We start from the raw sequence: 23,814 nt of genomic DNA, 5'->3' as shown, positions 1-23,814 counted from the left end.
TCGTGAAAAACATTGACATTCGTCACAATGCTGACGGTTTGTCATGACATAATATCATTGAATTATGTGTGCGATAAATAAAACGACCTATGTTTCCATGCATGACGAAACGCAATTTTGGCGCTATCTTCAAGGACATGATCCTTTTGTTTACAGACTTTGGCGTGCAGGGGCCCTATGTCGGTCAGATGAAGGCCGTCTTGGCCACTATCGAACCCAACATGCCTGCCATCGATTTGATGCATGACGCCCCTGTCTTCGATTCGAAGGCGGCTGCCTATTTGCTGGCCAGTTTGGTCGATGAAATGGCGCAAGGGGCGGTGGTCCTGGCGGTCGTCGATCCCGGAGTCGGCAGTCAGCGGCGCGCAATGGCCGTGGAGGCGGATGGGCGCTGGTTCGTGGGGCCGGACAATGGGTTGTTTGAACTGATCATGCGCCGCAGCCGCCACTTCCAGGCTCATGAAATCGCTTGGTGCCCAGCCAAATTGTCGGCCAGTTTCCACGGGCGCGACCTTTTCGCCCCGGTGGCGGCCAGACTTTCCAGGGGAGACCGCCCCGATATGCTGCCCTTGGCCCCGGAAGAGGTGCGCCGCCTCGAATGGCCCGACGATTGGGCGGCCGCCATCTATCTCGACCGTTTCGGCAATGTCATGACCGGATTGCGTGCCTCTCAGGTGCCTGCGGGGGCCTGCATCCAGGCGGGCGGGCGTTTGCTTAAAAGCCGCAGAACCTTCTTCGAGGCAGAACCCGGCGAGGCTTTTTGGTACGCAAATTCATGCGGATTGGTGGAAATTGCTGTAAATCAAGGCGATGCCTCTGAAATTCTGGCACTTCAGCTAGGCAGTCCGGTTCAAGTTATTCCTTGCCGGGAATCAGCAAAAACCGGGCGCATCCCTTGATAAGTTCTGTTATCATCCCCACGGTTTCGTTGATGGAAATTATTCGAAAAATGGCGGCAGATCGGGGAAGCGACCGCCAGGAGTGAATGGCTGCATGGGGTACAAGATCAAGTTCTGGGGGGTTCGCGGCAGCATAGCCTGTCCGTCGCCGAACCACGTCGTCTATGGCGGAAATACGAGCTGCATCGAATTCGTGTTGTCCGGTCACGTCATCGTGATCGACGCGGGGACCGGCATTCGCAACCTTGGCCACGATTTCTTGCGCCGCAAGGTCGATTCGACCGTGTTGCTGTTGACCCATACCCATTGGGATCACATCAACGGCTTCCCCTTCTTCGCCCCCAATTTCCAGCCCGCCTTCAAGTTGCACATCATGGCGGGCCATTTGAACGGCAACAATGATACCGGCGGCATCCGCAGCATTCAGCAGGTTCTGGCCAGCCAGATGGCCAATCCCATGTTCCCGGTTCCCCTGGCCGCGTTGAAGGCGGAAATCTCGTACGAGGATTTCAGGGCGGGCAGTACGTTCTCGCCTTATCCGGACGTCGTCATCAAGACGGCCGAGTTGAACCATCCCAACGGCGCCACCGGCTACCGGATCGAGCATAAGGGCAAGTCGGTTTGCGTGATCACCGATACCGAACATGTGCCGGGAAAGCCCGACCAGAACATCCTGAAATTGATCGAGGGGGCTGATCTGGTCATCTATGACAGCACCTATACCGACGACGAATTCCCGCCCAAGGTCGGTTGGGGCCATTCGACATGGCAGGAAGGCATCAGGCTATGCCGTTCCGCGAATGTGAAGCGTCTGGCCATTTTCCACCATGATCCTGACCATGACGACCAATTCATGGAATCGCTGGAAGACACGGCCCGTCAGGTGTGGGACGGCACGCTGGTGGCGCGCGACAATATGGAACTGACGCTGGCTTGAATAAGACCGTTATTTCGGCAGGGCCGAAGTTTCGTTCTGGCGCGGCATGATGTGGACGGTCACGCGCCGGTTGATAGCCTGATTGGCGGGCAATGGGTTGCCGTTCATGTCGCGGTTGGGCACTTTGGGCGCCACATCGGCGAAGCCGGTGGCGCGCAATCTGGCAGGGACAACGCCGCCGCTGATGAAATAGCGCGTCACCGTGGTGGCTCGCATGGCCGACAATTCCCAGTTCGAGGGGAATTGGGGCGTCGCGATGGGCACGTCGTCGGTATGGCCCTCGACCTCGACCTGGAAGGCCTGATAGCGTTCGGCATTGAGAAGGGCCGCCACGCGCTTTAGCACCACTTCGGCTTCCGGTTTGATGTCGGCCGTGCCAGCCAGATAAAAGGCCTGAGCCGCGAATTCAAGAACGATGCCTCGGTCGTCGGTCATGACGCCCATCGATTCCTCGACCCCCAGCGACTGGGCCGTGTCTTTCAAATCGTCCTTCAAAAGTTGGATCGGCTGCAGCACGTCTTTTTTTGCGATGTCCTTGGCCAGCGACTGCTGCAACTGTTCCAGCTTGACCGGATCGACCTTCGAGATCGAAAACATCATTACGAAGAAAGCCATCAAAAGGGTAATGGCGTCGGCATAGGTTGTCAGCCAGTCCTCGCACTCTTCTCCTTCTTTGGTCGGCGCAGCGAATTTGTCGCCCATGGCTTTGACGGTCCCGTTCCTATTTCTTCATGTGTTTGTCGATGCTGAAATGGATGCTGGGATCAAGGAAGCTGTTCATGCGGTCCTGGATGTAGCGTGGGCTTTTGCGCTCGGCCAACAGGGCCAATCCCTCGGCGACCAGATAGTTCCTGAAGCGCACGATTTCCTCGCGCTGCTGTATCTTGCTGGCGGCGGGCAGCAAGATGATGCGGGCGAACAGAACGCCGTAAAGGGTGGTGATCAAGGCCACGGCAAGGCCCGACCCCAGCCCCGACGGATCGGTCGCCATTTTGTCGAGCATGATGACGAGGCCGACCAGGGTGCCGATCATGCCGAAGGCGGGCGCGTTGGCGCCCATGTTTTTCAAGATGGCGACCGGGATGGTGGCGCGCTGAAAGGTCGATTCGATGGTGTTGGCCAGCGTGTCGCGCACTTCCTGGCCGGTATAGCCGCTGACCACCAGATCAACGCCGAAGGACAGGAACTTGTCCTGGCTGCGCAGCTTTCCGGCGTCGGCTTCCAAGGCGGGCAGGCCGCTTTTCTGCACCATATAGCCCCAACGGATGACGCGGCCCACTTCGCCGGTCAGCGCCATGCGGCCGATTTTGGCGGCAATGATCACCGTGCGCAGAACGCTTAGGGCCTGAAAGACATATCGCGCTTCATAAGAAATGAAAGTGGCGGCAAAGGTGCCGCCGACAACCATGATGAAGCTCGCCAGATCGAGAAAGGCCTTGTAGTTGTCGGTCGATATGATGATCGACCAGACGAACAGGGCAAGGCTGAAAATCAGGCCAAAGATTGTTGGTAGCGACATGGTCGGGCAGGCTGCTCCGTCTGACGTCAGAGATGGCTTCTATTGTGGTCGAAGCCATATATTGACGCAATATCGATTAATTTGGCTAAGAATTCACTAATTCCCAATTCAGGGGCTGGTCAACGTTCCCTGAAAGCCTCGTGTTTGAGCTTGATGACCGGTTTTAGCAGATATTCCATCACTGTCTTGGTGCCAGTATGGATTTCCACCGTGGCCTGCATGCCGGGCGTGATGGGCAGAATGCCTTCCGAGTCGCCCAGATAGGATTTGTCGGTTTCGGCAACCACGCGAAAGAAGGCTTCGCCGGTGGTCTGGTCGATGGTCGAGTCGGCGGCGACCAACGAGACCTTGCCATACAAGCCGCCATAGCGGGCGAAATCGTAGGTGCTGATCTTGACCAGCGTTTCCTGCCCGGCCTCGACATAGCCACGGTCGATGGGATTCAGCTTGGCCTCGATGACCAGCCTGTCCTTCAAGGGCACCAGTTCCATTACGGTGTCGCCCGGCTTGATGACGCCGCCGATGGTGTTGTAGCGCAGATTCTTGACGATGCCGTCGATGGGGCTGTTGACCTGGCTGCGCAAGGCCTGATCCGAAGCCTGGCTTAAAAGTTCGCGTGTGCGCGCAATGGTCAACTCTGCCTGCGACAACTGTTCGCGGGCTTCGCGGCGGTATTTTTGCTCTTCCTCGTTCTGGCGGTTGAGCGTTTCGGAAAGGGCCGCCTTGGCCCTGGGCACCGCCGATTCAAGCTGGGCGATATCGCCTTGCAGGGTTTCCACGTCGCGCTGCACCTGAAGATGTTCCATGCGCGGCGTCAGCCCGTCTTTCAGCAGGTTGCGCGACATGGCGAGTTTTTCCTCGGCGATGCGCAAATTGGCTTGCGAGGAACGGCGGCGCGATTCCATTTCCTGGACGTCCAGCTCGCGCTGTTTGACCTGCTCGACGATCTTGGCCATCGTGCTTTGATGCTCGCGGAAACGCGACTCGTAGGTGTTCAACTCAGCTTGGCGCAAGATTGGTTGACGGTCGGATTCTTCTTGGGGAAAAACCAGTTCCGCGCCGTTGGCCTCGGCTTCCAGGCGGGCGCGCTGCAAGACGGCACCGTCAAGGCGCACCTGAAGCTCTTCCTTATTGATGGCGCTGGCGGGCAGATCGACCGTGAACAGCGGCGCCCCCTCGTGGACGATCTGGCCTTCCTGAACCGACATGTCACGCAAGACGCCGCCTTCCAGATGCTGGATCAGCTTGACCTTGCCGTGGGGCACCACTTCGCCCTGGGCGATCGCCACCTCGTCGAGGCGGGCGAAGATGGCCCAGATGATGAAGGCCCCCAACAATCCCATGATGGTCCAGGCGATCGGACGCCAAGTGGGCAGGGGATGGCTGGCGACCAGGGCGTCAAGCCGCTTGATGATCATGGCGCGGCTCCCGGATTGGCTGGGGGAACGTTTGCCATCGGCGCGGGGGGCGATGTCGGGGGCGGGGCTGCGGCAGTGGGTGCTGCCGGTCTTGCGAACAAGCGGGGCAGGATGTCTTGCGAGGGACCCGCGGCCAGAATGCGCCCCTTGTCCAGCGCCACCACGCGGTTGGAAACCGACAGCAGAACCGGCGAATGGGTGACCATGACGATCGTATGTTCCTTGGCCAATTCAAGCAGCGTGCGGGCCAGATCCTCTTCCGCCTTGCGGTCCAGATTGCTGGACGGTTCGTCCAGCATCAGGACGGGGGGATCGCCCACCAGGGCGCGGGCCAGAACCAGCCTTTGCCGTTGGCCGCCTGAAAGAACGCTGCCGCCTTCGCCCACCGGCGTTCCGTAGCCGTCGGGCAGGTCGATGATGAAGGGATGCACGCCTGCCATGCGCGACGCCTTCAAGATATGCTCGTCGCCCGCATCGGCCATGCCTTGTGCGATGTTGTCGCGAATGCTGCCTGAAAACAGCACGCATTCCTGCGGCACATAGCCCATCCATTCGGCCAGTTCGCGCCTTGTGAATTGGGCGATGTCGGCCTGATCCAACAGAACGCGCCCGCTTTCGCAGGGGTAAAGCCCCATCAAAACCTTCAGCAAGGTGGTTTTGCCCGAGCCGTTGGGACCGACGATGGCGGTGATGCCGCCCGGCGCCACCTTCATGTTGACGGAATCTAGCGTTGGGGCGGCGTCTTCCTTGTACCGGAAAACCACATTCTCGGCTGCCAACTCGCCCTTGGGACGGCCCAGCCCGATGCGGCTCTCCTGAAGTTCTTCCTGGGCGGCGAAAATGTCGCCCAAACGCTCGACCGATTGGCGGAAGCTCAGATAGACCTTCCAGCTTCCCACCAACTGGTTCAGGGGGCCAAGAAGGCGGCCCATCAGCATGTTTGAGGCGATCAAGGCGCCCATGGTCATTTCATGCGCCACGATGAACAGGGCGCCGACGGTGGTCAGGATGACGTTGGTCATCATGGTGAGCGACGCCGACAGATTGACATGCGTGTCGTTCTTCGAGCCGCGCAGGATGGCTTCCTCGATGGAATTGGCGGAACGCTCTTCCCACAGCGGGCGCATGCGGTCGTCCAACGCCAGCGCCTTGATGGTGGTGCGTCCCGAAACCAGTTCGGCGAGCAGCGTATCGCGGCTGGTCAGGGTGCGCTTCTCGCGCTTGGCCGCCTTTTGCTGGGCGCGGGCCGAGAACCAGGCCAAGGCCAGGAATAGGGGCATGATGACCATCAGCGTGATGCCCAGCGGGGTCGCCAACACGAAGATCAGGGCGAAGAACATGACGGCGAAGGGCAGATCGGCCACCAGCACGGCCGATGCGCCGGACAAGGTGTTGCGGACCACTTCGACGTCGCGGAACAACAACTGCCAGAAAGCGGCGGGCTTGGTTTCCAATGTGCGCAGGGGCAGGGCCATCAATTTCTCGAACAGCTTCTTGCCGACCTGCACATCGACACGAAGCGCTACGGTTTGCAAGATGCGGGCGCGAACCTGACGCAAGAAGAAATCGAAAATCGCCACCAGGACCATGCCGATGACCAACCCTTGCAGCGTGGTCAGGCCGCCCGAGGACACGACGCGGTCGTAAACTTGAAGCGTGAAGATAGGAGCGCAAAGGGCCAGGATGTTGACAAACAGCGAGACGGCGATCACCTCCATGAAGACCGGCTTTAGCGGACGCACGACATCGGCCACCCATTGGTGGCGCAGGGCATTGATGCCCTGGTCGTTGTCGGGATCAATCTGGGAATTGGAGGCTGCTTGCTGCATGGCCTTGCTGAACATGTAGAACCGACAAGACCATAGCATTCCATGGCGGCTTGTTCCAGACGTCGACTGAGGGTAATTTATAGGCCATTAACGGGAGGACTGGCGCATGGCCGACAACGAACAGCTTAAAACAGCTCCAAAAAAGCCGCGCAAGTGGGGTTTCAAGGCCCTGGCGGGGAGCGGCAGACCGGTTGCGGTCGCACTGCTGATCGCCATGATCTCCCTCATGGTCGTGAATCCCGACTTCATGGAATTGATCCGTCTGAAGACCTTCGATTTCTACCAGACGCAGAAACCTCGCCCGATTCCCGAACAACGCGTCGTCGCCATCGTCGATCTTGACGACGAAAGTCTTGCCTCCATCGGCCAGTGGCCATGGGCCCGCACCACTGTCGCCCGCTTGGTCGAGCGGATCGTCGAGTATGGCGGCGTGGTGGTGGGGTTCGATATTGTCTTTGCCGAACCGGATCGCATGTCGCCGCAAAAATTCGTGGAAAGCGTTTCCGGCCTCGATCCCACGATGAAATCCCGCTTGATGGCGATGAAAAGCAATGACGAAGTGATGGCCGACGCCATCCGGCGCACCGGGCGCGTGGTGCTGGGCCAATCCGCCACCGACGGCCATGATTTCAGCGAAAAGGGCGAGCGACAGCCGACCAGCGTTGGCGAACTGAGGGGTGATCCCAGGCCTTACTTGCAAACCTATCCCGGCATGGTGCGCAACCTTCTGATGTTCGATCAGGCGGCCGCCGGGCGCGGCGTGTTCAACGTGCTTTCCGAGCTTGACGGCATCACAAGGCGCGTTCCCGCTGTCGAGAACATCGATGGCGAATTGGTCCCGGCGCTGGCCATCGAAATGCTGCGCGTCGCCACCGGGGAAACCTCGCTTCTTCTCAGATTAAAAGCCGACCGCACCGGCGTTCAGGACATCGTTTTGCAAAAGCAGGGCGTGGCCATTCCCACCGACCATAATGGCCGCATCTGGGTGAACTTCTCGAAATACGACAAGGAGAAATACGTTCCCGCCAAGCAGGTGCTGGACGGTACGCTCGATCCAACACGTCTGGCAGGCAAGATGGTGCTGATCGGCACGTCGGCGGTGGGATTGCTCGACATCAAGACCACGCCGGTCGATTTGCGCCTGCCCGGCGTCGAGGTTCACGCCAACATCATCGAGAACATCCTGTTTTCGCAATTCCTGACCCGTCCGGGCGACGCTTCGGGGCAAGAGGCGTTGTTCACGCTGGGGGCAGGTCTGCTGTTGATCTTGTTTCTGCCCATCATCGGCGCTCGTTGGACCATGGCCTTTTTTCTTGTGACGGCGGGAATCCTGGCCGGTTTCTCCTGGTATCAGTTTTCGACCAACAACATTCTTTACGACCCGGCGATTCCCATCCTGATCTTGCTGATCATCTATATCGAACTGACCTATGCCAACTTCGCCAGCGAAGAGAAAAAGCGACGCCAAGTGCGCGAAGCCTTTTCGCGCTACCTGTCACCCGCTCAGGTAGAAAGGCTGGCTTCCGATCCGGGCAAGCTGACGCTGGGCGGCGAAATCAAAGACATGACGCTGCTGTTCTGCGACGTGCGCGGGTTTACAACCATTTCCGAACAGTTCGACGCCCAGGGCCTCACCCGCCTGATCAACCGGTTCCTGACGCCGATGACCGACGTGATCCTGGCGCGCCAAGGCACGATCGACAAATATATGGGCGATTGCATCATGGCCTTCTGGAACGCTCCGGAAGACGATCCTCAACATGCCGGCAACGCCTGCGAATCGGCGCTGGTCATGAAAGAGCGGCTGGTTGTCTTGAACGACGAATTGGAAGCCGAATCGAAGGTCGAGAATCGCAAGCACATCCCCATCAATATCGGCATCGGCCTGAATTCAGGTCCGGTTTGCGTCGGCAATATGGGATCGGATCAGCGGTTCGACTATTCGGTGCTTGGCGACAATGTGAATCTGGCGTCGCGCTTGGAGGGGCAGTCAAAAACCTACGGCGTTACCTGCGTGATCGGCGAGAACACATATAAGGAAGCGCCGAATTACGCGGCGCTTGAGCTCGACCTTATCAAGGTCAAGGGCAAGACCGAGGCCGTGCGCATCTTCACGCTGCTGGGCAGGCCCGACATGCGCAACGATCCGCGCTTTCTGGCCTTGGAGACGGAGCACAAGGCGATGCTGGCGGCCTATCGCGCCCAGAAGTGGGACGAGGCGCTGTCTTTGCTGGCCAAGTGCCGCGAATTGGGAGCTTGGCTGCATCTCGATCATCTGTACGATCTGTACGATGAGCGCATCGCCGATTACCGCGACCATTCGCCGGGCGCCGATTGGGACGGCGTGTATGTGGCGAAGTCGAAATAGGGGAATGGATTTCAACAACAAAAAGGCCGGGATTTTCCCCGGCCTTTGTCCATTTCGTCGTTGGCCGTTGCCAAGCTACTTCACGGCGACCTGATCGACGGCGTCGAGATCAAGGCGGCCCATGGCCGTCAATAGCTGATAGATGGCGGTGCGCGCGTCATACGAGGCGTTCACGTAGTTGATGCGGGCGTTGTAGATTTCGTTCTCGGCATCCAGCACGTTGATGGTGGTTTCCTTGCCGGCTTCGCGCATCTTCTTGCGGCCTTCCCAGACTTCGGAAGCGATGTTGACGGCGTTTTCCAGCAGTTGAACGCGCTCGCGCGCCGTCAGCAGGGCTTGCCAGGCGATCTTGGTCTGCTCGACCACCTTGCGCTTGGCATAGTCCAGATTGTCCTTTGAACCGGCGTAGTCGAAGGCGGCCTGCGCAACGGCGGCCTGGGTCGAAAAGCCCGAGAACAGGTCCCAGTTGGCCTTCAACAGCAACGTCCAATCGCGACGGATGCCCTGAACCGTGTTTTTGTTGTCTTCGTAGTTGGCCTTGCCTTCCAAGGAAAGCGTGGGGTAATAGCCAGCCCTGGCGGCGCGGCGCTTTTCGCGCGCCGACTGAACCTGCGTGTCGCTGGTGGCGATCGAGGGATTTTCCTTAAGCGCGATATCGACGGCTTCGTCCAACGTCTTTGGCAGCAGGTCGGTCACGGGCCTGGGGTCGTTCATCGCGCCGACTTCGGGGGCGCGGTTGAACACTTGGGTGTAACGCGATTGGGCGTCGATCAGGGCGCCTTCGAAAGTGACGCGGCGTTCCTTGGCCAATTGCAAACGCGATTTGGCCTGCAACACGTCGACGGCAATGCCCGAGCCGCGTTGAACGCGCTCGTCTTCCAGGGTCAATTGCTGTTGGATGTTCGCTTCGTTGTTCTTGGCCAATTCGATCAGGCTGTTCTGGCGCAGCACGTTCAGGTATGCCGATGCGCCTTCCAACATGACGGTCTGGCGCACCTGCTCGATATTGACGTTGGCGGCGCTGCTGGTCAGACGAGCCGATTCAATTGACGACTGGGTGGCGAAACCGTCGAACAGCTTCTGCGTCACCGTAATGCCAGCCGTGTCGCGGCCAATGTAATAGTCTTCCTTGTTGTCCTTGCGGCGACTGGGGCTGTCGACGAATTCGGGGCCGACATCGCCAGTGATCGAAACCTTGGGATAGTAGCCGGAGAAAGCGCCGCGAACGCCTTCCTTGGCTGAAGCGGCCGTTTTGCGCGCCGCCTGAAGCTGGGGGTGATTGTCCACCAGATCGCGCAGTTCCGCTTCCAGAACCGCAGCTTGCGTTCCTGCCGTTCCTGCTAGGCAAAGAGCGGCTAGCGCCACACTTGCCAGAAGAACTCTCTTTATCTTCATTTAGTCCCCGGTCTCACAATCACCCACAAGATGAAGGGGAGTATCTCCCATGGAAAACGTAACGTCAAATACCTTATGCGATCGGATTGAGCAAGTAGTAAATTAACCAAATTTTCAGATTTCGCCAAGAAAATCACAAACTTTTTTAATTTAAAAACACCCCAAAATCTGGGCTGCAGACCATTGGACGTGTTGCCTTCAAGGCAGTAACCGTGCCATGAGACTCGTGGAAAATGGTTGGCGGAGCGCCTCGTTATTATGCGCCTTCAAGTATTGAAGACAAGGATATGATGGTGGGCGAGACCCTGAAGTTCATGCTTCCCGGGGCGATCATGGGGTCGGCCATGGGATCGCTTGTCTTGCTCGCGGCGATGGTTTTCCTGAGTTCCCAAAAGGATGCGCAGCCGGGCCTGAAAATCTGGGCGGCCGCCATCGGCGTCAATGTCTTGCGCATGCTGTCTTTTTTTCTGTCGTCCGTCTTGGGGCCATTCTGGACGTCGCTGCTGGCGGAAACGCTGCATATCGCTGTTATGTTGTTGTTTTTGCTGGGCACCTGGGTCTTTTTGGGGCGGCGGGTTGAAAGACCGGCCCTGTTGCTGCTGGCGGCTTTGCAGCTGCTTTGGCTTTACGGATCGGCGGTTGTCGGCGCCAGCTTCCTGGTGTCGATGTTTCCTTTCTACCTGATTGCCGCCCTGGTTCATTTCTACATGGGCTGGTCGTTTGTTATTGTATCCAGGCAGGACAAAATCTGGGGCGGCCAGTTTGTTGGTCTACTCATTTTCCTTTGGGGCATCCACAAGCTGAACTACCCCTGGCTGCGCCCCATCGAAGACCTTGCCCCCTTCGGCTTCATCTTCGCCGAGTTGCTGGCTTTGTCGATTGCCGTGGGCCTGCTGCTGATCGCCCAGCGACGCCAGGGCGAAATGGCGCAAAGCGCCCGCATTGCCGCCAGTGAAAGCGAGCGGCGCTTTCAAATGAGCGAGCGGCAATTGAAGGCCGTTCTGAACAGCATGTCGGACGGCATCGTGATGCTCGATTCGCAAGGAACCGTGCAGTCGGCGAATCCGGCCGCTCTGTCCATGTTCAGCCAGGATGCCGAATCTGTGCTGGGAGCTTCCTTCGATCAACTGGTGCCGGGTGGCGACGCCATGTCGCAAAGCCAGGTTTTGAGAGGCCGCAATGGATTCGACTCGGGAGCCAAGGGATTCGAGTGTCTGGGCATTCGCCAAGATGGCAGCCACGTTCCATTGGAACTGGTGACGGCGGAAATCCCTTCCGGCGGCACGGCGTTTCGGGTCGTGAAGCTGCGCGACACCAGCGACACCAAGATTTCCGTGCGAATCGAAGACATGATGGGGGCGCTGACCGGGGCTTTTGCCGAAGGCGAAAGCCTTCGCGATCTGATGCTGCGTCTTTCCGAGGGGATTTCCGGCATTTTCTGGTTGCCCTTGGTGTGGATCGGCTTTTGCGAATCCGATGGATCGATCAGCGTAAAGGCCCAGGCGGGCGACAATGCCGAGGAACAAGTGCCCAGAGGCATACGTTACGACGGCGACAACGAGAATGACTGCCCGACCGTGCGGGCCGTCAGGTCCGGAAATATCCAAGTAGCCTGCATTCACGACAATCCCTTCGGCGCGTCCTTGGATGGCGTTTGGAAGATGGGATATCAGGCCATGGCGGCGATTCCGCTGTCGGCGCATTCCAAGGTGGTTGCCGTTTTGCACGCCTATAGCCAGACGGAACGTTTTCCGCAGCAATTCCTGACCACGTTGGATCGATTGGCCGGTCGATTGGGGCTGATGGTCCAGGCAGGACTTGATCAGGAACGTCTGGAACTGATGGCGGCAGCCATGGAGGCGTCGTCCTCGGCCATCGTGATCGCTGATTCCAAAGGCGGAATCGAATGGGGCAATCCCGCTTTCTGCCGCTCTTCGGGCTATGCCGCGGACGAGGTGTTGGGCAAGCGGCTTAACCTGCTTGAAGTCAAGGATCATGGGGGAACCGAATTCGATTCCCTGAAAAAGGCTCTTGAATCCGGCCTGACCTGGCATGGCGAAATGGTCGAGCGCAGGAAGGATGGCAGCCTTTACACCGTCGAGCAGACCGTAACCCCCATGCTCGACGCGCAGGGGCGCGTCTCGCATTACGTGGTGGTGCAAGAAGATCTGACCGAGAAGCGCCGGGCCGAGGAACGCATCCGCTATCTGTCGCATTACGATACGCTGACGGCTCTGCCCAACCGTCATCTGTTCCTTGAGAGATTGAACAGCGCGGTTGCCCGGGCGCTTGATGGCGGATTGGAACTGGCGTTGCTATTCGTCGATCTCGATCAATTCAGCCGGGTGAACGACACGTTGGGCCATGCCGCGGGCGACCGGCTTTTGATCGGCGTCGTCGAGCGCCTGCGCATTACGGCCAGGGCGGCGGATACTTTGGCGCGCATCGGCGGCGACGAGTTCGGCATCATCTTGATCGATCCCAAGGCTTCGGAAATTGCGGCGCATCTGGCGCAGCGCATCAATGCGGTCGTGTCCGAACCTTTCGACGTCGACGGCCATGAGGCCAGACTGGGCGCCAATGTGGGAATTGCCGTCCTTCCCAATGACGGCGCTTCCACCGACGATCTGGTGCGCAATGCCGATTTGGCGCTGTACCGCTGCATCCGCGAGCATCCGGGAAGCTATCGCTTCTTCTCGCAAGACATGAACGACGAAGCGCGTTCGCGCCTGGGATTGGAGCGCGACCTGCGCCGCGCCGTCGAACAGAACGAATTCATCTTGCACTACCAGCCGCAGTTGGACGCCAAGACAGGCCGCATCGTCGGCTTTGAAGCCCTGGTGCGCTGGATGCATCCCGAGCGCGGCCTGATCCCGCCCGTGCAGTTCATTCCGGTGGCCGAGGATACGGGGTTGATCGTTCCCTTGGGCGAATGGGTGCTGGTGCAGGCCTGCCGTCAGGCTCGGGCCTGGATGGACAAAGGGTTGGGGCCGATCACCATGGCGGTCAACATGTCCGCCGTGCAGTTCTTCCGCCAAGACGTGGTGGCGGTGGTCAAGCGCATCCTGGCCGACAGCGGCCTTGATCCGGCATGGCTGGAATTGGAACTGACGGAAAGCATGGTCATGCACGATGCCGAGGCGGCGATCCTGACCTTGGCACGCTTGAACGAGATCGGCCTGAAAATGTCGATCGACGATTTCGGCACCGGTTATTCCAGCCTGAATTATCTGCGCCGTTTCCCCGTGCATCGTCTGAAGATCGATCAGTCCTTCGTGCGCGAACTGACCAACAGCGCCAACGACGCCGAAATCGCCAGAGCCATCATTTCGCTGGGCCACAGCTTGGAGCTGGAAGTGGTGTCGGAGGGCGTTGAAACCGAGGCCCAGCTCGATTATTTGACGCGCGAGGGGGCCGATCTTCTGCAAGGCTATCTGTTCAGCAAGCCGGTTCCCGCCGATCAGGCGACGACGCTGTTAACGCGCCAGCCCTTCGAGAAATCCCTCAATATCTGATTTTGACCGGCGGCATGCTGGCGACGCCCGCCGAGTCCGCAAATCCCAGTTTCGCGCTCATCGTTTGCAGGCTGTTTGCCAGACGGGCCAGCGATTGAAGCCCCAGCGGCAGTTCACCGCTATCCAGCAGCGATGCCAGCTTTTCCAGGGGCGATAGGGGCTTGGGCAGATAGACCAGTTGCACCTTGGCGTCGTCTGGCAGCTTGGCGGCGCGCTTGGCGGCGCTCAGCGCTTCTTGAAAGCCGCCCAATTCGTCGATCAGACCCGCCTTCAGCGCCTGTTCCCCGGTAAAGATGCGCCCCCTGGCCACCTTGTCCATGGCCTGCTGGTCCATCTTTCGACCCTGGCCCGCCTTGGTCGTGAAATCGTCATAGATGCGGTCCAGCATGGCCGTCATCTTGGCTTGCTGGGCGGGGGTGAAGGAACGATTCATGCTCAGCAATCCGGCATTGGCTCCGACATCGACTTCGTCGAAGGACAGTCCTAGCTTGGCCAGAAAATCGGTCATCACCATCTTGCCAGCGAAAACGCCGATTGAACCGGTTATAGCGCCCGGCGCCGCCACGATGCGATCAGCCCCCATGGCGATGAAGTAGCCGCCCGACGCCGCCATGCCGCCGATGGAGGCGATCACCGGCTTGCCTTCTTGCCTTGCCATCGCCACGGCCCGCCAGATCGTATCCGACGCCAGATACGATCCGCCGGGGCTGTCGATGCGCAGGATGATGGCGGCAACGTCCTCATCGTCCAGCGCGTCGGCAATCGCCTCTTGCATTTCTCCCGCCACCGTCATTTGGCTGCCATCGAAAGGCTGGCCACCGCCCGAACCCGAGACCACGGGACCAAGTGCGTGGATGACGGCGATCTTGTGCTTGCCCTTGTCGTACAGGCGATCGGCGGCATTCAGATAATCGGCGACATCCACGAATGACGCGTCGGGGAATTTGGCGTCCATCGCGGCGTCGGCTTCGTCTTCGTAGCCCAGATGGTCGATCAGCTTGGCTTCCAAGGCCTCCTGGCCGCCAAGCGGGGCTTGGTCGATCAGCCGCTTGACGGTTTCGGGCGTCAGTTTACGCCCCTCGGCCAAGCCGGTTGTTACTTGCTGCATGAAGGAATCGAGCAGCGATGTGATCGAGGCGCGCGATTCCGCCGTCATGGATTTTTCGGTAAAAGTCTCGACGGCGCTTTTATATTCGTGGCGGCGCTGGAATTCGGGCTTGATGCCCAACAGGTCCAGGCTTCCCTTGATGAAAGGCACTTGGGCGGAAAAGCCAGTCATGCCCATGTCGCCGGAAGGCTGCATCCAGATGGCGTCGGCGCTTGAAGCGATATAGGCGTCAATCGTTCCGCCGCCGAATTCGCCAAAACTTTCCGCGAAAGACTGAATGTATTTTCCCGATGATTTAAACCGCATCAGGGCGTCGCGAATTTCCTGGGCTTGGCCAAGCCCCATCTCGGACATGCCCAGGCGCAAATTCACCGCTTTGACGCGCGGGTCGCTCTTGGCGCCATCCAGGGCCTCGACGATGTCTTGCAAAAGCAAGGCCCCATGCGATTTGGCGAAGGCGTGAAAGGGCGTTTGCGTAGGCGCTTGGTCGATAACGCCCTGGTTCAAATCGATGTCCAGAACGATTCGTTCGGGCAAGGCGGGGGGCTTCATGTCGGCCAAATGGGCCAGTGCGAATCCCAGGGCCACGGCCAACAGGATCGCCATGACGCCGGTAACCGATAGAATCCCGACCAGGATCGTCCATATCTTTTTCATTTGGATCTCTTACACGTCTTTCGCCAGCCAGTCGAGCCAAGCCGCCGCCCCTTCGCCCTGGGCCAGCTTCTCGGCAAGCCAGGGAAGTAGGCGACTGAGCTGTTCATCCAGTTTATAGGGCGGGTTGATGAGGATAAGTCCCGAGCCATTGAATAGCTTGGGATCGCTTGGCGCTCTGACAAGGTGGCGCGCCGCCAGAATGCCGGGAACGTCAGCCTTGCGCAAAATATCATCCAGGGCTTGTTGCTCATCCTGGCCCTTGATGGGGTGCCAAGCCATCAACACGCCTTGTGGCCAGCGTTTGTGCGCGCTGATCAGCGCATGTCCAAGCCGCTCGTATTCCCCCCTTTCCTCGAAAGCGGGATCGATCAGGACAAGGCCCCGCTTTTCCTTGGGCGGCAAAAATGCCTTCAAGGCCAACCAACCATCCATGTGATGAACAGCGACCTGCCGGTCGGCATGAAATTGCGCCTTCAAGGTCTGGGCGTCGTCGGGATGCAATTCGGCCAGCACCAGCCGATCTTGCGGGCGCATCAATTGGCGCATCAGATAGGGCGATCCGGGATAGTGACGCAGATGCTGGCCATTCATCGTTCTGACGGTGGGCAGATAGGCGGCCAATTCGGCGGGGTAATGCGCCAGATCCCAGATGCGACCGATGCCTTCCTTGTATTCGTCGGTCTTGTTGGGGGCTGCGGTCCACAGATCGTAGCGACCGATGCCGGCATGGGTGTCGATCAAAGCCAGCGGCGCTTCTTTTTTGCAAAGCGCTTGGATGACCAATGCCAAGACGGCGTGCTTCAGCACATCCGCGAAATTTCCGGCGTGGAAGTTGTGTCGGTAGTTCATGCAGTGTTGCTTGTCTTTTCCATCAGCGCCAGCAGGGCCTTCAAAAGGTCGTTCGGCTTTGGCGGGCAGCCGGGAACGCGCATGTCGACCGGCGCCACCTTGTCCACGCCGTCCAGCGTGGCGTAGCTTCCCTTGAAGCAGCCGCCATCGATGGCGCAATCGCCCATCGCCACCACGAATTTTGGGGCGGGGGTGGCGTCATAGGTTCTGCGCAGGGCCTCGGCCATGTTGCGGGCGACGGGGCCCGTCACCAGCAGAAGGTCGGCATGCCTGGGCGAGGCCGCGAAATGGATACCGAAACGTTCGACATCGTAGAGCGGATTGCACAGGGCATGGATTTCAAGTTCGCAGCCGTTGCATGAACCGGCGTCCACGGCGCGCACCACCAAGCTGCGGCCCAGCTTCGCCATCGTCTTGCCGTCGATCTTGTCCGCCAGCGCCTTGACGTCTTGCTTCTCGGGCGCCGCTTCGGTAACGGGTCCCTTGATCAAGGCGCGGATCAGCAATTTCAACAGCGGGGTCATAGGTCGGCCCCGGAATAGGAACAGTTGAACGATTTGTTGCACAGCGGGAAGTCGGCCACGATGTTGCCCTCGATGCAGGCTTCCAGCAACGGCCACTGGAACCAGGACGGATCGCGAGGAAAGCAGCGCGCCACCAGCCCCTGATCGTCAAGGCGCACCCAGGTCATGATCTCGCCCCTGAATCCTTCCACTAGCGCCATGCCTTCACCGGCGCGGATAGGCAAGGCGCGGATCAACTGACCCGAGGGCAGACCGTCAGCAAAACGTTCGATCAGGGCCAGGCTTTCGCGGATTTCCGCCTCGCGGATCATCAAGCGGCAATGCACGTCGCCGTCGATCTCGATGGGCACGTCGAAATCCAATTCGCCGTAAGGGGCGTAGCCGGGCGACTTTCTGGCGTCGATGGCGCGCCCGGCGGCCCTGGCGATCACGCCGCCCGCGCCGAAGCGATGCACCAGCGAGGCCATGGTGATGCCGGTGCCCACCGTGCGGTCCAGCAGCGATGGCGTGTCGTCGTAAAGTTGGGCCAGACGCTCGAACCCCTTGCGCACTTCGCGCAACATAGCCTTGAGATGGGCAAGCCCTTCCTTGCTCAGGTCGCGCGCTACGCCGCCGGGGATGACGCAATCCATCATCAAGCGATGCCCGAAAGCCGCATCTGCGGCGCGCAGGATTTTCTCTTTCAAGGTCATGGCGTGCGAGAGCATGATGGCATAGGCGGCGTCGTTGCAGACGGCGCCGAAATCGCCCAGATGGTTGGCGACCCGCTCGATTTCAGCCATCACGGCGCGCAGCCAGACGGCGCGAGGGGGGGCTTCGATTCCCGCTGCCGCCTCGCAGGCCCTGGCAAAGGCGATGGCGTGCGCCACCGTCGAATCGCCTGAAACGCGCCCGGCCAGCTTTGCCGCTTCAAAGGGCGTGCGCCCTTCCATCAGACGTTCAATGCCTTTATGCACATAGCCCAGCCGTTCCTCCAGGCGCACCACGGCTTCGCCATTGGCGTGAAAACGGAAATGGCCAGGTTCGATAATGCCCGCATGCACAGGCCCCACCGGAATCTGGTGCAGCGCCTGATCGCTTTCGGCCGTCAGGAAATCGTAGCCATAGGGAATGATGTCGCGCGGTTCCGCTTCGGCCAAGGGGTGGTTGACCGGCCAGCGTCCGTGATCGAGCCAGGGGCGCATGTCTTCCGCCCCCAGGGCGACCAGCCCGTACAGATCGGCGATCGATCTTTCCAGGCGGGCCGCACCGGGGCGCGCTCCGGAAATGGCCGGATAGCTAAGACCGTCCAGCGGCAGCGTCGCCACGACGATGGTGCTGTTCTCGGCGTCGCGCAGGCTCATATGCACCTGGAATTTATCGCCGTCCATCGGCTGGCGTTCGGCCCACAGGCCCAGAAAATCCCAATCGCTGACCGCCAGCAGCTCAATGATGTTCTGCCATGCCTCGAAATCGATCACCCGTCTGGCCCAGGGATTGTGATCCTGGGCCAGCGGAAAGTCCTTCAAAAGGCGCAGGAGGTAGTTGGTTTCCGACATGTTGCCCTCCTATCCCAGCATCTTGGCGACGGAGCGGAACCATTCGACCAGCGGGTCAGGCAGCCAGACGCCCGCTAGAATGACCAGCGCCAGATGGGCGAACAAGGGGGCCAGCGCCCAGGGAGCGTATTTTTGCGCGGCGTCGATGCTTGGTTTCGAGAAGACCAGATTTTGCGTCTTCCAGATCAAGGCGCCGAAGGCGATCAGCAGGCCCGCCATGATCGGCAAGGCCAGCAGGGGCTGGCGGGCGAAGGTGGAACTGACGACCAAAAATTCGCTCATGAAGACGCCCATCGGCGGCAATCCAGCAATGGCCAGCACGGCAATCAGAAAACTCCAACCCAACACCGGATGGCTGGAGGCCAGGCCGCGGATGCCCACGATGTTCTTGGTGCCGGCGATTTGGGTGATGATGCCGACCGCGAAGAAGATGGCCGACTTGGTCAGGCTGTGCATGGTCATGTGCAGAAGGCCCGCGAAATTCGACAACGCGCCGCCCATGCCGAAGGCGAAGGTGATGATACCCATATGCTCGATCGAGCTGAAGGCGAACAGGCGCTTGATGTCGTCTCGCTTGTACAGCATGAAGGCGGCCAGCAGCAGCGAAGACAGGCCCATCGCCACCATCAGGGGGCCGGGGGCCAGAGCGCTGCCATTGGCCGACAAGATCATCTTGAAGCGCAGCAGCGCGTACAGGGCCACGTTCAGCAGCAGGCCCGACAACACCGCCGAGATGGGGGTGGGGCCTTCGGCATGGGCGTCGGGCAGCCATGCATGCAAGGGCGCCAATCCCACTTTGGTGCCGTATCCCACCAGCAGGAACACGAAGGCTAGGCTTAAGAGCGACGGTTCGAATTTGGCGCTGGCCTGGATGACGAAGGTCCAGGCCATGGCTTCCTCGCCCGGTCCCATCACCGGCTGGGCGGCCAGATAGACCAAGATGGTGCCGAACAGGGCGAGTGCTATGCCGACGCTGCACAAGATGAAATATTTCCAGGCCGCTTCGATGGCTTCCCGGGTGCGGTACAGGCTGACCATCAGCACGGTGGTCAGCGTGGCCCCTTCCACCGACACCCACATCAGCCCCAGATTGTTGGCCATCAAGGCCAGCAGCATGGTGAACAGGAAGGCCTGATACATGGCGTGGTAGAAGCGCAGGTTGCGCCGGTTCAGATGCCCTTCCTTGCGTTCGCGCGAAATGTATCCCGCCGAAAAGACGCTGGTGGTGAAGCCGACGAAGGCGGTCAGCACGACCAGCGAGACGTTGAAGTCGTCGATGAACAGCCAGGGCGTGGTTGCCGGGCGATGAAACAGCAAAGCGACCGAGGTGGCGAAGCAAGAGAAACTGGCCAGCACATTCACCCAGGTCGAGACGCGCAGGCTGGAGATCAGCGCCAGCAGGCCCGAAGCGATCAGGGGAATGCCAAGGACGAGGTAGTGCACGTTCAAAGACGGTCTCCCCGCACGGTTTCCAGATAATGCAGGTCCAGGCTGTCGAAGCGCTCGCGGATGCGAAAGAAGAAGATGCCGAACAGGATCATCGCCACCAGCACCGAGAAGGCGACCGACATCTCCACCACCAGCGGCATGCCCTTGACGCCCACGGCGGCCAGGATCAAGCCATTTTCCAGCGCCATGAATCCCACCACCTGGGTCACGGCGTTGTGGCGGGTGATCATCATCAACAGGCCCAGCAGCACGACCGACATCGCCATGGCCAGATTTTCCCGCGTCAGCGCCGTGGCGCCTTGCGTCACCGGCAGCACCAGCATGATCGACAAAGCCACCAGCACCACGCCGATGATCATGGTGGGGCCGACCCCCAGCGCCGTTTCCACCGAACGGTGGATGCCCAGACGCTTGATCAGCCAGTTGAGCGCGAAGGGAACGAAGAAGGCCTTGAAAATAAGCGCGATGGCGGCGGTGACGTACAGGTGCGGCGAATTTTGGATATAGGCCTGCCACGCCGCAGCGATTGACAGCGCACCCGCTTGGAAGGCGAAGGTGGTGAGTACCGATTTGATGCGCCGCTGATAAAGCAGTTGGAAGCCGAACAGCAGCACCATGGCGCCGATCAGATGGGCGGTGTCATATTGCATGGCGCGATCCATCACACGGCCTCCGATACGTAAAGAACCAAAGTCGCCAGCAGCGACAGCAAGAGCGCGCCGCCCAGGAAATCGGCATAGCGAAAGACGCGCATCTTGGCGATCACGGTTTCGAACAGGCCCAGCAGAGCGGCCAGCGCCATCACCTTGAAGCCATAGGCGAACAGGCCGATGACCAAACCTTCCAGCCCCTTGCCCGACTGGCTGATTCCCCAAGGCATGAAGATGCAGGAAATCAGCGAGATGTAGAGCATCAGGCGGACCATGGCGGCCGCTTCGATCAGCGCCAGATGGCGTCCGGTATATTCCAGCACCATGGCTTCATGCACCATGGTCAGCTCCAGATGGGTGGCCGGATTGTCGATGGGGATGCGCCCATTTTCGGCGATCGCCACCAGGATCATCGCTACCAAGGCCAACCCCATAGACACTTGAAGGCCGACGCCGCCCGCCAGCACGAAATCGACGATGCGCGCGGGCGAAGTGGTGCCGGTCAGCAAGGCCAGCGTGAACACCGTCATCAGCATGGCCGGTTCCGCCAGCGAGGCGATCATCATTTCGCGCGACGCGCCAAGGCCGCCGAAACTGGTGCCCACATCCAGCCCCGCCAACGCGATCATGAAACGCGCCGCGCCCAGCATGGCGACCAGCGTGATCATGTCGGCGGTGGGGATCAGGACCAGATTGGTCGTGAAGCTGGGGACCAGCGAGGCCGCCATCCAGGTGAAGCCGAAGATCAGATAGGGGGCGATGCGAAACAGCCAGCTGGCATTCTCGGCCAGCACCAGTTCCTTGCGCAACAGGCGGGCCAGATCGCGGTAAGGTTGCAGCGGCGAGGGGCCTTGGCGACCGTTCAGCCTTGCCTTGACGAAACGGACGAAGCCGGTCACCAAAGGGGCCGCGGCCAGACAAATCACGGTTTGCAGAATTTGCCAGATGATGCTGGTCAGCGTCATGGCATCACCCGGCGCAGGGCCGCCACCAGCAGCATGATCAGCAAAGTCAGGAACATCATCAGAAGGTGACGGCGCACGGTCATGGTTTGCAGCCGGTTCAGGCGGGTGGACAGATTGGTCACGCCATCGGCCAGCGGCTGGTACAGCCCGTCCCAGATCAGGTCCTTGATGCGCACGTCAAGCCTAGCGGGCCTGATTTCGGCGGGCGAGGGCATGTCCACTTCCTCCTTGGCCCTGAAGGCGGTGCTGCCATAGACGCGGCGCAGCGGCTGGGCGAAGCTGGAAGCCGTATATTGAAAGGCGGCGTTCGATTCCTTGTGTCCGCAGTCCCAGGCCGGAGAACGGCGGATGTTGCGCGTGCCGAATCCCTTGATGACGACGGCTGTCACCATGATCAGGAACAGGACCGACGCCACCAGGACCGTGCCCGAATAGGAGCCGCGCGTGACGTTGATCGGGGCCAGCCAGGGCCAGCCCTCGATGATGGTGTCGGACAACTCGATACCCATCAGGCTTTGCGCGATATGCGACAACATCGTGGTGGCCGAGACGGGAACGATGCCCAGAAGCGCGCACAGGCAGGCCAGCACGATCAGGGCGGCCCACATGCCCATGGGCGGCTCCGAAGCGGTCTCGGCGGCTTGGCTGCGCGCCCGGCCCAAAAAGACCATGCCGAAGGCGCGCACGAAGGCGGCGGCGGCCAGGGCGGCTGAAAGGGCCAGCATGGCCGCCACTACGGGCGAGCCGAACTTCATCGCCCAGTTGGGCACTTTCGGACCCAGGAACAGGGTTTGCAGGATCAGCCATTCAGAGACGAAACCGTTCAGCGGCGGCAGGGCCGAGATCGCCGCCGCCCCCATCAGGAAAGCGGCCGCCGTGATCGGCATGCGATGGATCAGCCCGCCCAGCTTTTCGATGTTCCGCTCGTGGGTGGCGTGCAGGACCGCCCCGGCGCCCAGGAACAGCAGGCCTTTCATCACCGAATGGTTCAGCATGTGGTAAAGGCTGGCCGCCAGGGCCAGGGCGGCATAGGGCAGCAAGCCCGATCCCTTGAAGGCCAGGGCGACGCCCAGTCCGATCAGGGCGACGCCGATATTCTCGACGGTGGAATAGGCCAGCAGGCGCTTAAGATCGGTCTGGATCAGGGCGTATAGAATACCCACCACCGCCGTGACGCCTCCGGCGGCCATGATGACGGCCCCCCACCACCAAGCGGGCGTGGGGCCGAAATCGAACAGAATTCTGGCCAGGATATACAAAGCCACCTTGGTCATGACGCCGCTCATCAGGGCCGAAACATGGCTGGGAGCCGCCGGATGAGCCAGGGGCAGCCAGGCATGCAACGGAACCAGCCCCGCCTTCGATCCAGCCCCCAGCAAACCCAACAGAACGACCAGCGATGATTGCCAGCCAGTTAGCTTGGCTTGGCGCAGGGCGTCGAAATCATAGCCGCCGCCGGCCTGCGCCAGGATGCCGAAGGCGCCCAACAGGCAGAAGGTGCCGAACAAGGCCATCATCAGGTAGGTGAAGGCCGCCTTGCGGTTTTCCTCGTCCTCGTGGTCGGCCAGCACCAACAGCCAGGAAGAAGCCGACATGAATTCCCAGGAAACCAGGAAGGAGAAGGCGTCGTCCGACAAAAGCGCCAAATTCATGCCCGCCAGGAACATGGGATAAGCCACCGCCACGCGGGCCGGATGGGTCAGGTGGCGGACATAGCTGACGCCGAACAGCGATGCCATCACGGCGCCCAGATTGACGATGACCAGGAAGAAGCCCGAAAAGGCGTCGATGCGGAAATGAGCTTTCAGCCAGGGCAGGCCGACCGGCAAAACGGCGACATCCAAGCCGCCCTTCATCACGCTTAGGATGCCGATGGCGCCCAAGACAAGCGAGACGCCCAGACATCCCGCATGGATAAGCGAAGGCGCCGCCTTCTGGCGATGGGCCAGCATGGCCAGCACCGCCAGAAACGGAAAGACAGCCACCGCAAGCAAGGCTTGCGCTGTCATATCGACCTCCTCAGTCTGGGGATTCTGTCATCGAAAGACGGCAGGATCGGCCAACATCATAGAACCCGCCTTGCCCCGCCTGCAAGCGGCACGAGCAAGAAAGTTGCGCAGAGCCACTTGGCTGGGCGGATCAGCCTCCCATATGACCAGAACGGCCTCTGTTCATTTGGCCAAAAAAGGGAGAA

General features: G+C 60.1%; 18 protein-coding genes. 5 read left to right on the top strand and 13 right to left on the bottom strand.

What is annotated here, in order from left to right:
- The first annotated feature begins 137 nt into the window (after positions 1-137).
- Positions 138-899 carry an SAM-dependent chlorinase/fluorinase gene (locus HQL44_01710; protein MBF0267284.1) on the top strand — a complete coding sequence of 254 codons (762 nt, stop codon included), beginning with the start codon at positions 138-140 and terminating at the stop codon, positions 897-899.
- 94 nt (positions 900-993) lie between these two features.
- Complete coding sequence (locus HQL44_01705) at positions 994-1,836, top strand: MBL fold metallo-hydrolase (protein ID MBF0267283.1); 843 nt, start codon at positions 994-996, stop codon at positions 1,834-1,836.
- 9 nt (positions 1,837-1,845) lie between these two features.
- On the opposite strand, the gene HQL44_01700 is transcribed toward HQL44_01705, so the two are convergent.
- The 4 genes from HQL44_01700 to HQL44_01685 form a co-directional block, all read right to left on the bottom strand.
- Positions 1,846-2,538: a flagellar motor protein MotB gene (locus HQL44_01700; protein MBF0267282.1), complete on the bottom strand. Its 693-nt coding sequence runs from the start codon at positions 2,536-2,538 to the stop codon at positions 1,846-1,848.
- A 19-nt stretch (positions 2,539-2,557) separates the two neighbouring features.
- Positions 2,558-3,355, bottom strand: coding sequence for a MotA/TolQ/ExbB proton channel family protein (locus HQL44_01695; GenBank protein MBF0267281.1), 798 nt, complete (start codon positions 3,353-3,355; stop codon positions 2,558-2,560).
- 119 nt (positions 3,356-3,474) lie between these two features.
- Entirely contained in the window at positions 3,475-4,773 is a 1,299-nt protein-coding gene (locus HQL44_01690; GenBank protein ID MBF0267280.1) for an HlyD family type I secretion periplasmic adaptor subunit, read from the bottom strand.
- Positions 4,770-6,602 carry an ATP-binding cassette domain-containing protein gene (locus tag HQL44_01685; protein MBF0267279.1) on the bottom strand — a complete coding sequence of 611 codons (1,833 nt, stop codon included), beginning with the start codon at positions 6,600-6,602 and terminating at the stop codon, positions 4,770-4,772. Before HQL44_01685 ends, HQL44_01690 begins: the two co-directional genes overlap by 4 nt.
- A 106-nt stretch (positions 6,603-6,708) precedes the next feature.
- Between HQL44_01685 and HQL44_01680 the strand changes: the two genes are divergently transcribed.
- Positions 6,709-8,970: an adenylate/guanylate cyclase domain-containing protein gene (locus tag HQL44_01680; GenBank protein MBF0267278.1), complete on the top strand. Its 2,262-nt coding sequence runs from the start codon at positions 6,709-6,711 to the stop codon at positions 8,968-8,970.
- A 75-nt stretch (positions 8,971-9,045) separates the two neighbouring features.
- Here HQL44_01680 and HQL44_01675 read toward each other — a convergent pair whose 3' ends face one another.
- Entirely contained in the window at positions 9,046-10,365 is a 1,320-nt protein-coding gene (locus HQL44_01675) for a TolC family outer membrane protein (protein MBF0267277.1), read from the bottom strand.
- A 166-nt stretch (positions 10,366-10,531) separates the two neighbouring features.
- Here HQL44_01675 and HQL44_01670 point away from each other — a divergent pair, with 166 nt between their 5' ends.
- Together HQL44_01670 and HQL44_01665 are read left to right on the top strand one after the other, a co-directional pair.
- A complete protein-coding gene (locus HQL44_01670) occupies positions 10,532-10,642 on the top strand; it encodes a hypothetical protein (GenBank protein MBF0267276.1) in 111 nt (36 codons plus the stop codon).
- A gap of 16 nt (positions 10,643-10,658) precedes the next feature.
- Positions 10,659-13,880 (top strand): EAL domain-containing protein, encoded by a 3,222-nt coding sequence (locus tag HQL44_01665; GenBank protein ID MBF0267275.1) that lies wholly within the window; start codon positions 10,659-10,661, stop codon positions 13,878-13,880.
- On the opposite strand, the gene sppA is transcribed toward HQL44_01665, so the two are convergent.
- The 8 genes from sppA to hyfB are packed head-to-tail and all read right to left on the bottom strand — an operon-like array spanning position 13,870 to position 23,629.
- Positions 13,870-15,645: a signal peptide peptidase SppA gene (gene sppA / locus HQL44_01660; GenBank protein ID MBF0267274.1), complete on the bottom strand. Its 1,776-nt coding sequence runs from the start codon at positions 15,643-15,645 to the stop codon at positions 13,870-13,872. The two genes, HQL44_01665 and sppA, sit on opposite strands and share 11 nt — an antisense overlap.
- A 9-nt stretch (positions 15,646-15,654) precedes the next feature.
- Positions 15,655-16,494, bottom strand: a complete 840-nt coding sequence (locus tag HQL44_01655) for a 23S rRNA (adenine(2030)-N(6))-methyltransferase RlmJ (GenBank protein ID MBF0267273.1) — start codon at positions 16,492-16,494, stop codon at positions 15,655-15,657.
- Complete coding sequence (locus tag HQL44_01650; protein MBF0267272.1) at positions 16,491-17,009, bottom strand: NADH-quinone oxidoreductase subunit B family protein; 519 nt, start codon at positions 17,007-17,009, stop codon at positions 16,491-16,493. Before HQL44_01650 ends, HQL44_01655 begins: the two co-directional genes overlap by 4 nt.
- Positions 17,010-17,014: 5 nt before the next feature.
- Positions 17,015-18,556: an NADH-quinone oxidoreductase subunit C gene (locus HQL44_01645; GenBank protein ID MBF0267271.1), complete on the bottom strand. Its 1,542-nt coding sequence runs from the start codon at positions 18,554-18,556 to the stop codon at positions 17,015-17,017.
- Between the two features lie 9 nt (positions 18,557-18,565).
- The gene (locus HQL44_01640) at positions 18,566-20,005 is read right to left on the bottom strand and encodes a hydrogenase 4 subunit F (GenBank protein MBF0267270.1); all 1,440 of its coding nucleotides are present in this window, start codon (positions 20,003-20,005) and stop codon (positions 18,566-18,568) included.
- On the bottom strand, positions 20,002-20,667 hold the full coding sequence (locus tag HQL44_01635; protein MBF0267269.1) for a hydrogenase-4 component E: 666 nt from the start codon (positions 20,665-20,667) through the stop codon (positions 20,002-20,004). The genes HQL44_01640 and HQL44_01635 overlap by 4 nt, the downstream gene beginning before the upstream one ends.
- Complete coding sequence (locus HQL44_01630; protein ID MBF0267268.1) at positions 20,667-21,620, bottom strand: NADH-quinone oxidoreductase subunit H; 954 nt, start codon at positions 21,618-21,620, stop codon at positions 20,667-20,669. Before HQL44_01630 ends, HQL44_01635 begins: the two co-directional genes overlap by 1 nt.
- Positions 21,617-23,629 (bottom strand): hydrogenase 4 subunit B, encoded by a 2,013-nt coding sequence (gene hyfB, locus HQL44_01625; protein ID MBF0267267.1) that lies wholly within the window; start codon positions 23,627-23,629, stop codon positions 21,617-21,619. The genes HQL44_01630 and hyfB overlap by 4 nt, the downstream gene beginning before the upstream one ends.
- Positions 23,630-23,814 lie beyond the last annotated feature (185 nt).

The sequence above is a fragment of the Alphaproteobacteria bacterium genome (genome assembly GCA_015231795.1).
GTDB lineage: Bacteria > Pseudomonadota > Alphaproteobacteria > Rhodospirillales > WMHbin7 > WMHbin7.
This window is presented reverse-complemented; position numbering and strand designations above follow the sequence as displayed.

What these genes read in the sequence shown, in the direction of transcription:
- HQL44_01630 (MBF0267268.1), bottom strand. Translation starts at nt 21,620, where the DNA reads ATGACGCTGACCAGCATCATCTGGCAAATTCTGCAAACCGTGATTTGT.
- HQL44_01710 (MBF0267284.1), top strand. Translation starts at nt 138, where the DNA reads ATGATCCTTTTGTTTACAGACTTTGGCGTGCAGGGGCCCTATGTCGGT.
- HQL44_01705 (MBF0267283.1), top strand. Translation starts at nt 994, where the DNA reads ATGGGGTACAAGATCAAGTTCTGGGGGGTTCGCGGCAGCATAGCCTGT.
- HQL44_01690 (MBF0267280.1), bottom strand. Translation starts at nt 4,773, where the DNA reads ATGATCATCAAGCGGCTTGACGCCCTGGTCGCCAGCCATCCCCTGCCC.
- HQL44_01680 (MBF0267278.1), top strand. Translation starts at nt 6,709, where the DNA reads ATGGCCGACAACGAACAGCTTAAAACAGCTCCAAAAAAGCCGCGCAAG.
- hyfB (MBF0267267.1), bottom strand. Translation starts at nt 23,629, where the DNA reads ATGACAGCGCAAGCCTTGCTTGCGGTGGCTGTCTTTCCGTTTCTGGCG.
- HQL44_01645 (MBF0267271.1), bottom strand. Translation starts at nt 18,556, where the DNA reads ATGTCGGAAACCAACTACCTCCTGCGCCTTTTGAAGGACTTTCCGCTG.
- HQL44_01695 (MBF0267281.1), bottom strand. Translation starts at nt 3,355, where the DNA reads ATGTCGCTACCAACAATCTTTGGCCTGATTTTCAGCCTTGCCCTGTTC.
- HQL44_01700 (MBF0267282.1), bottom strand. Translation starts at nt 2,538, where the DNA reads ATGGGCGACAAATTCGCTGCGCCGACCAAAGAAGGAGAAGAGTGCGAG.
- HQL44_01685 (MBF0267279.1), bottom strand. Translation starts at nt 6,602, where the DNA reads ATGCAGCAAGCAGCCTCCAATTCCCAGATTGATCCCGACAACGACCAG.
- HQL44_01655 (MBF0267273.1), bottom strand. Translation starts at nt 16,494, where the DNA reads ATGAACTACCGACACAACTTCCACGCCGGAAATTTCGCGGATGTGCTG.
- sppA (MBF0267274.1), bottom strand. Translation starts at nt 15,645, where the DNA reads ATGAAAAAGATATGGACGATCCTGGTCGGGATTCTATCGGTTACCGGC.
- HQL44_01675 (MBF0267277.1), bottom strand. Translation starts at nt 10,365, where the DNA reads ATGAAGATAAAGAGAGTTCTTCTGGCAAGTGTGGCGCTAGCCGCTCTT.
- HQL44_01635 (MBF0267269.1), bottom strand. Translation starts at nt 20,667, where the DNA reads ATGGATCGCGCCATGCAATATGACACCGCCCATCTGATCGGCGCCATG.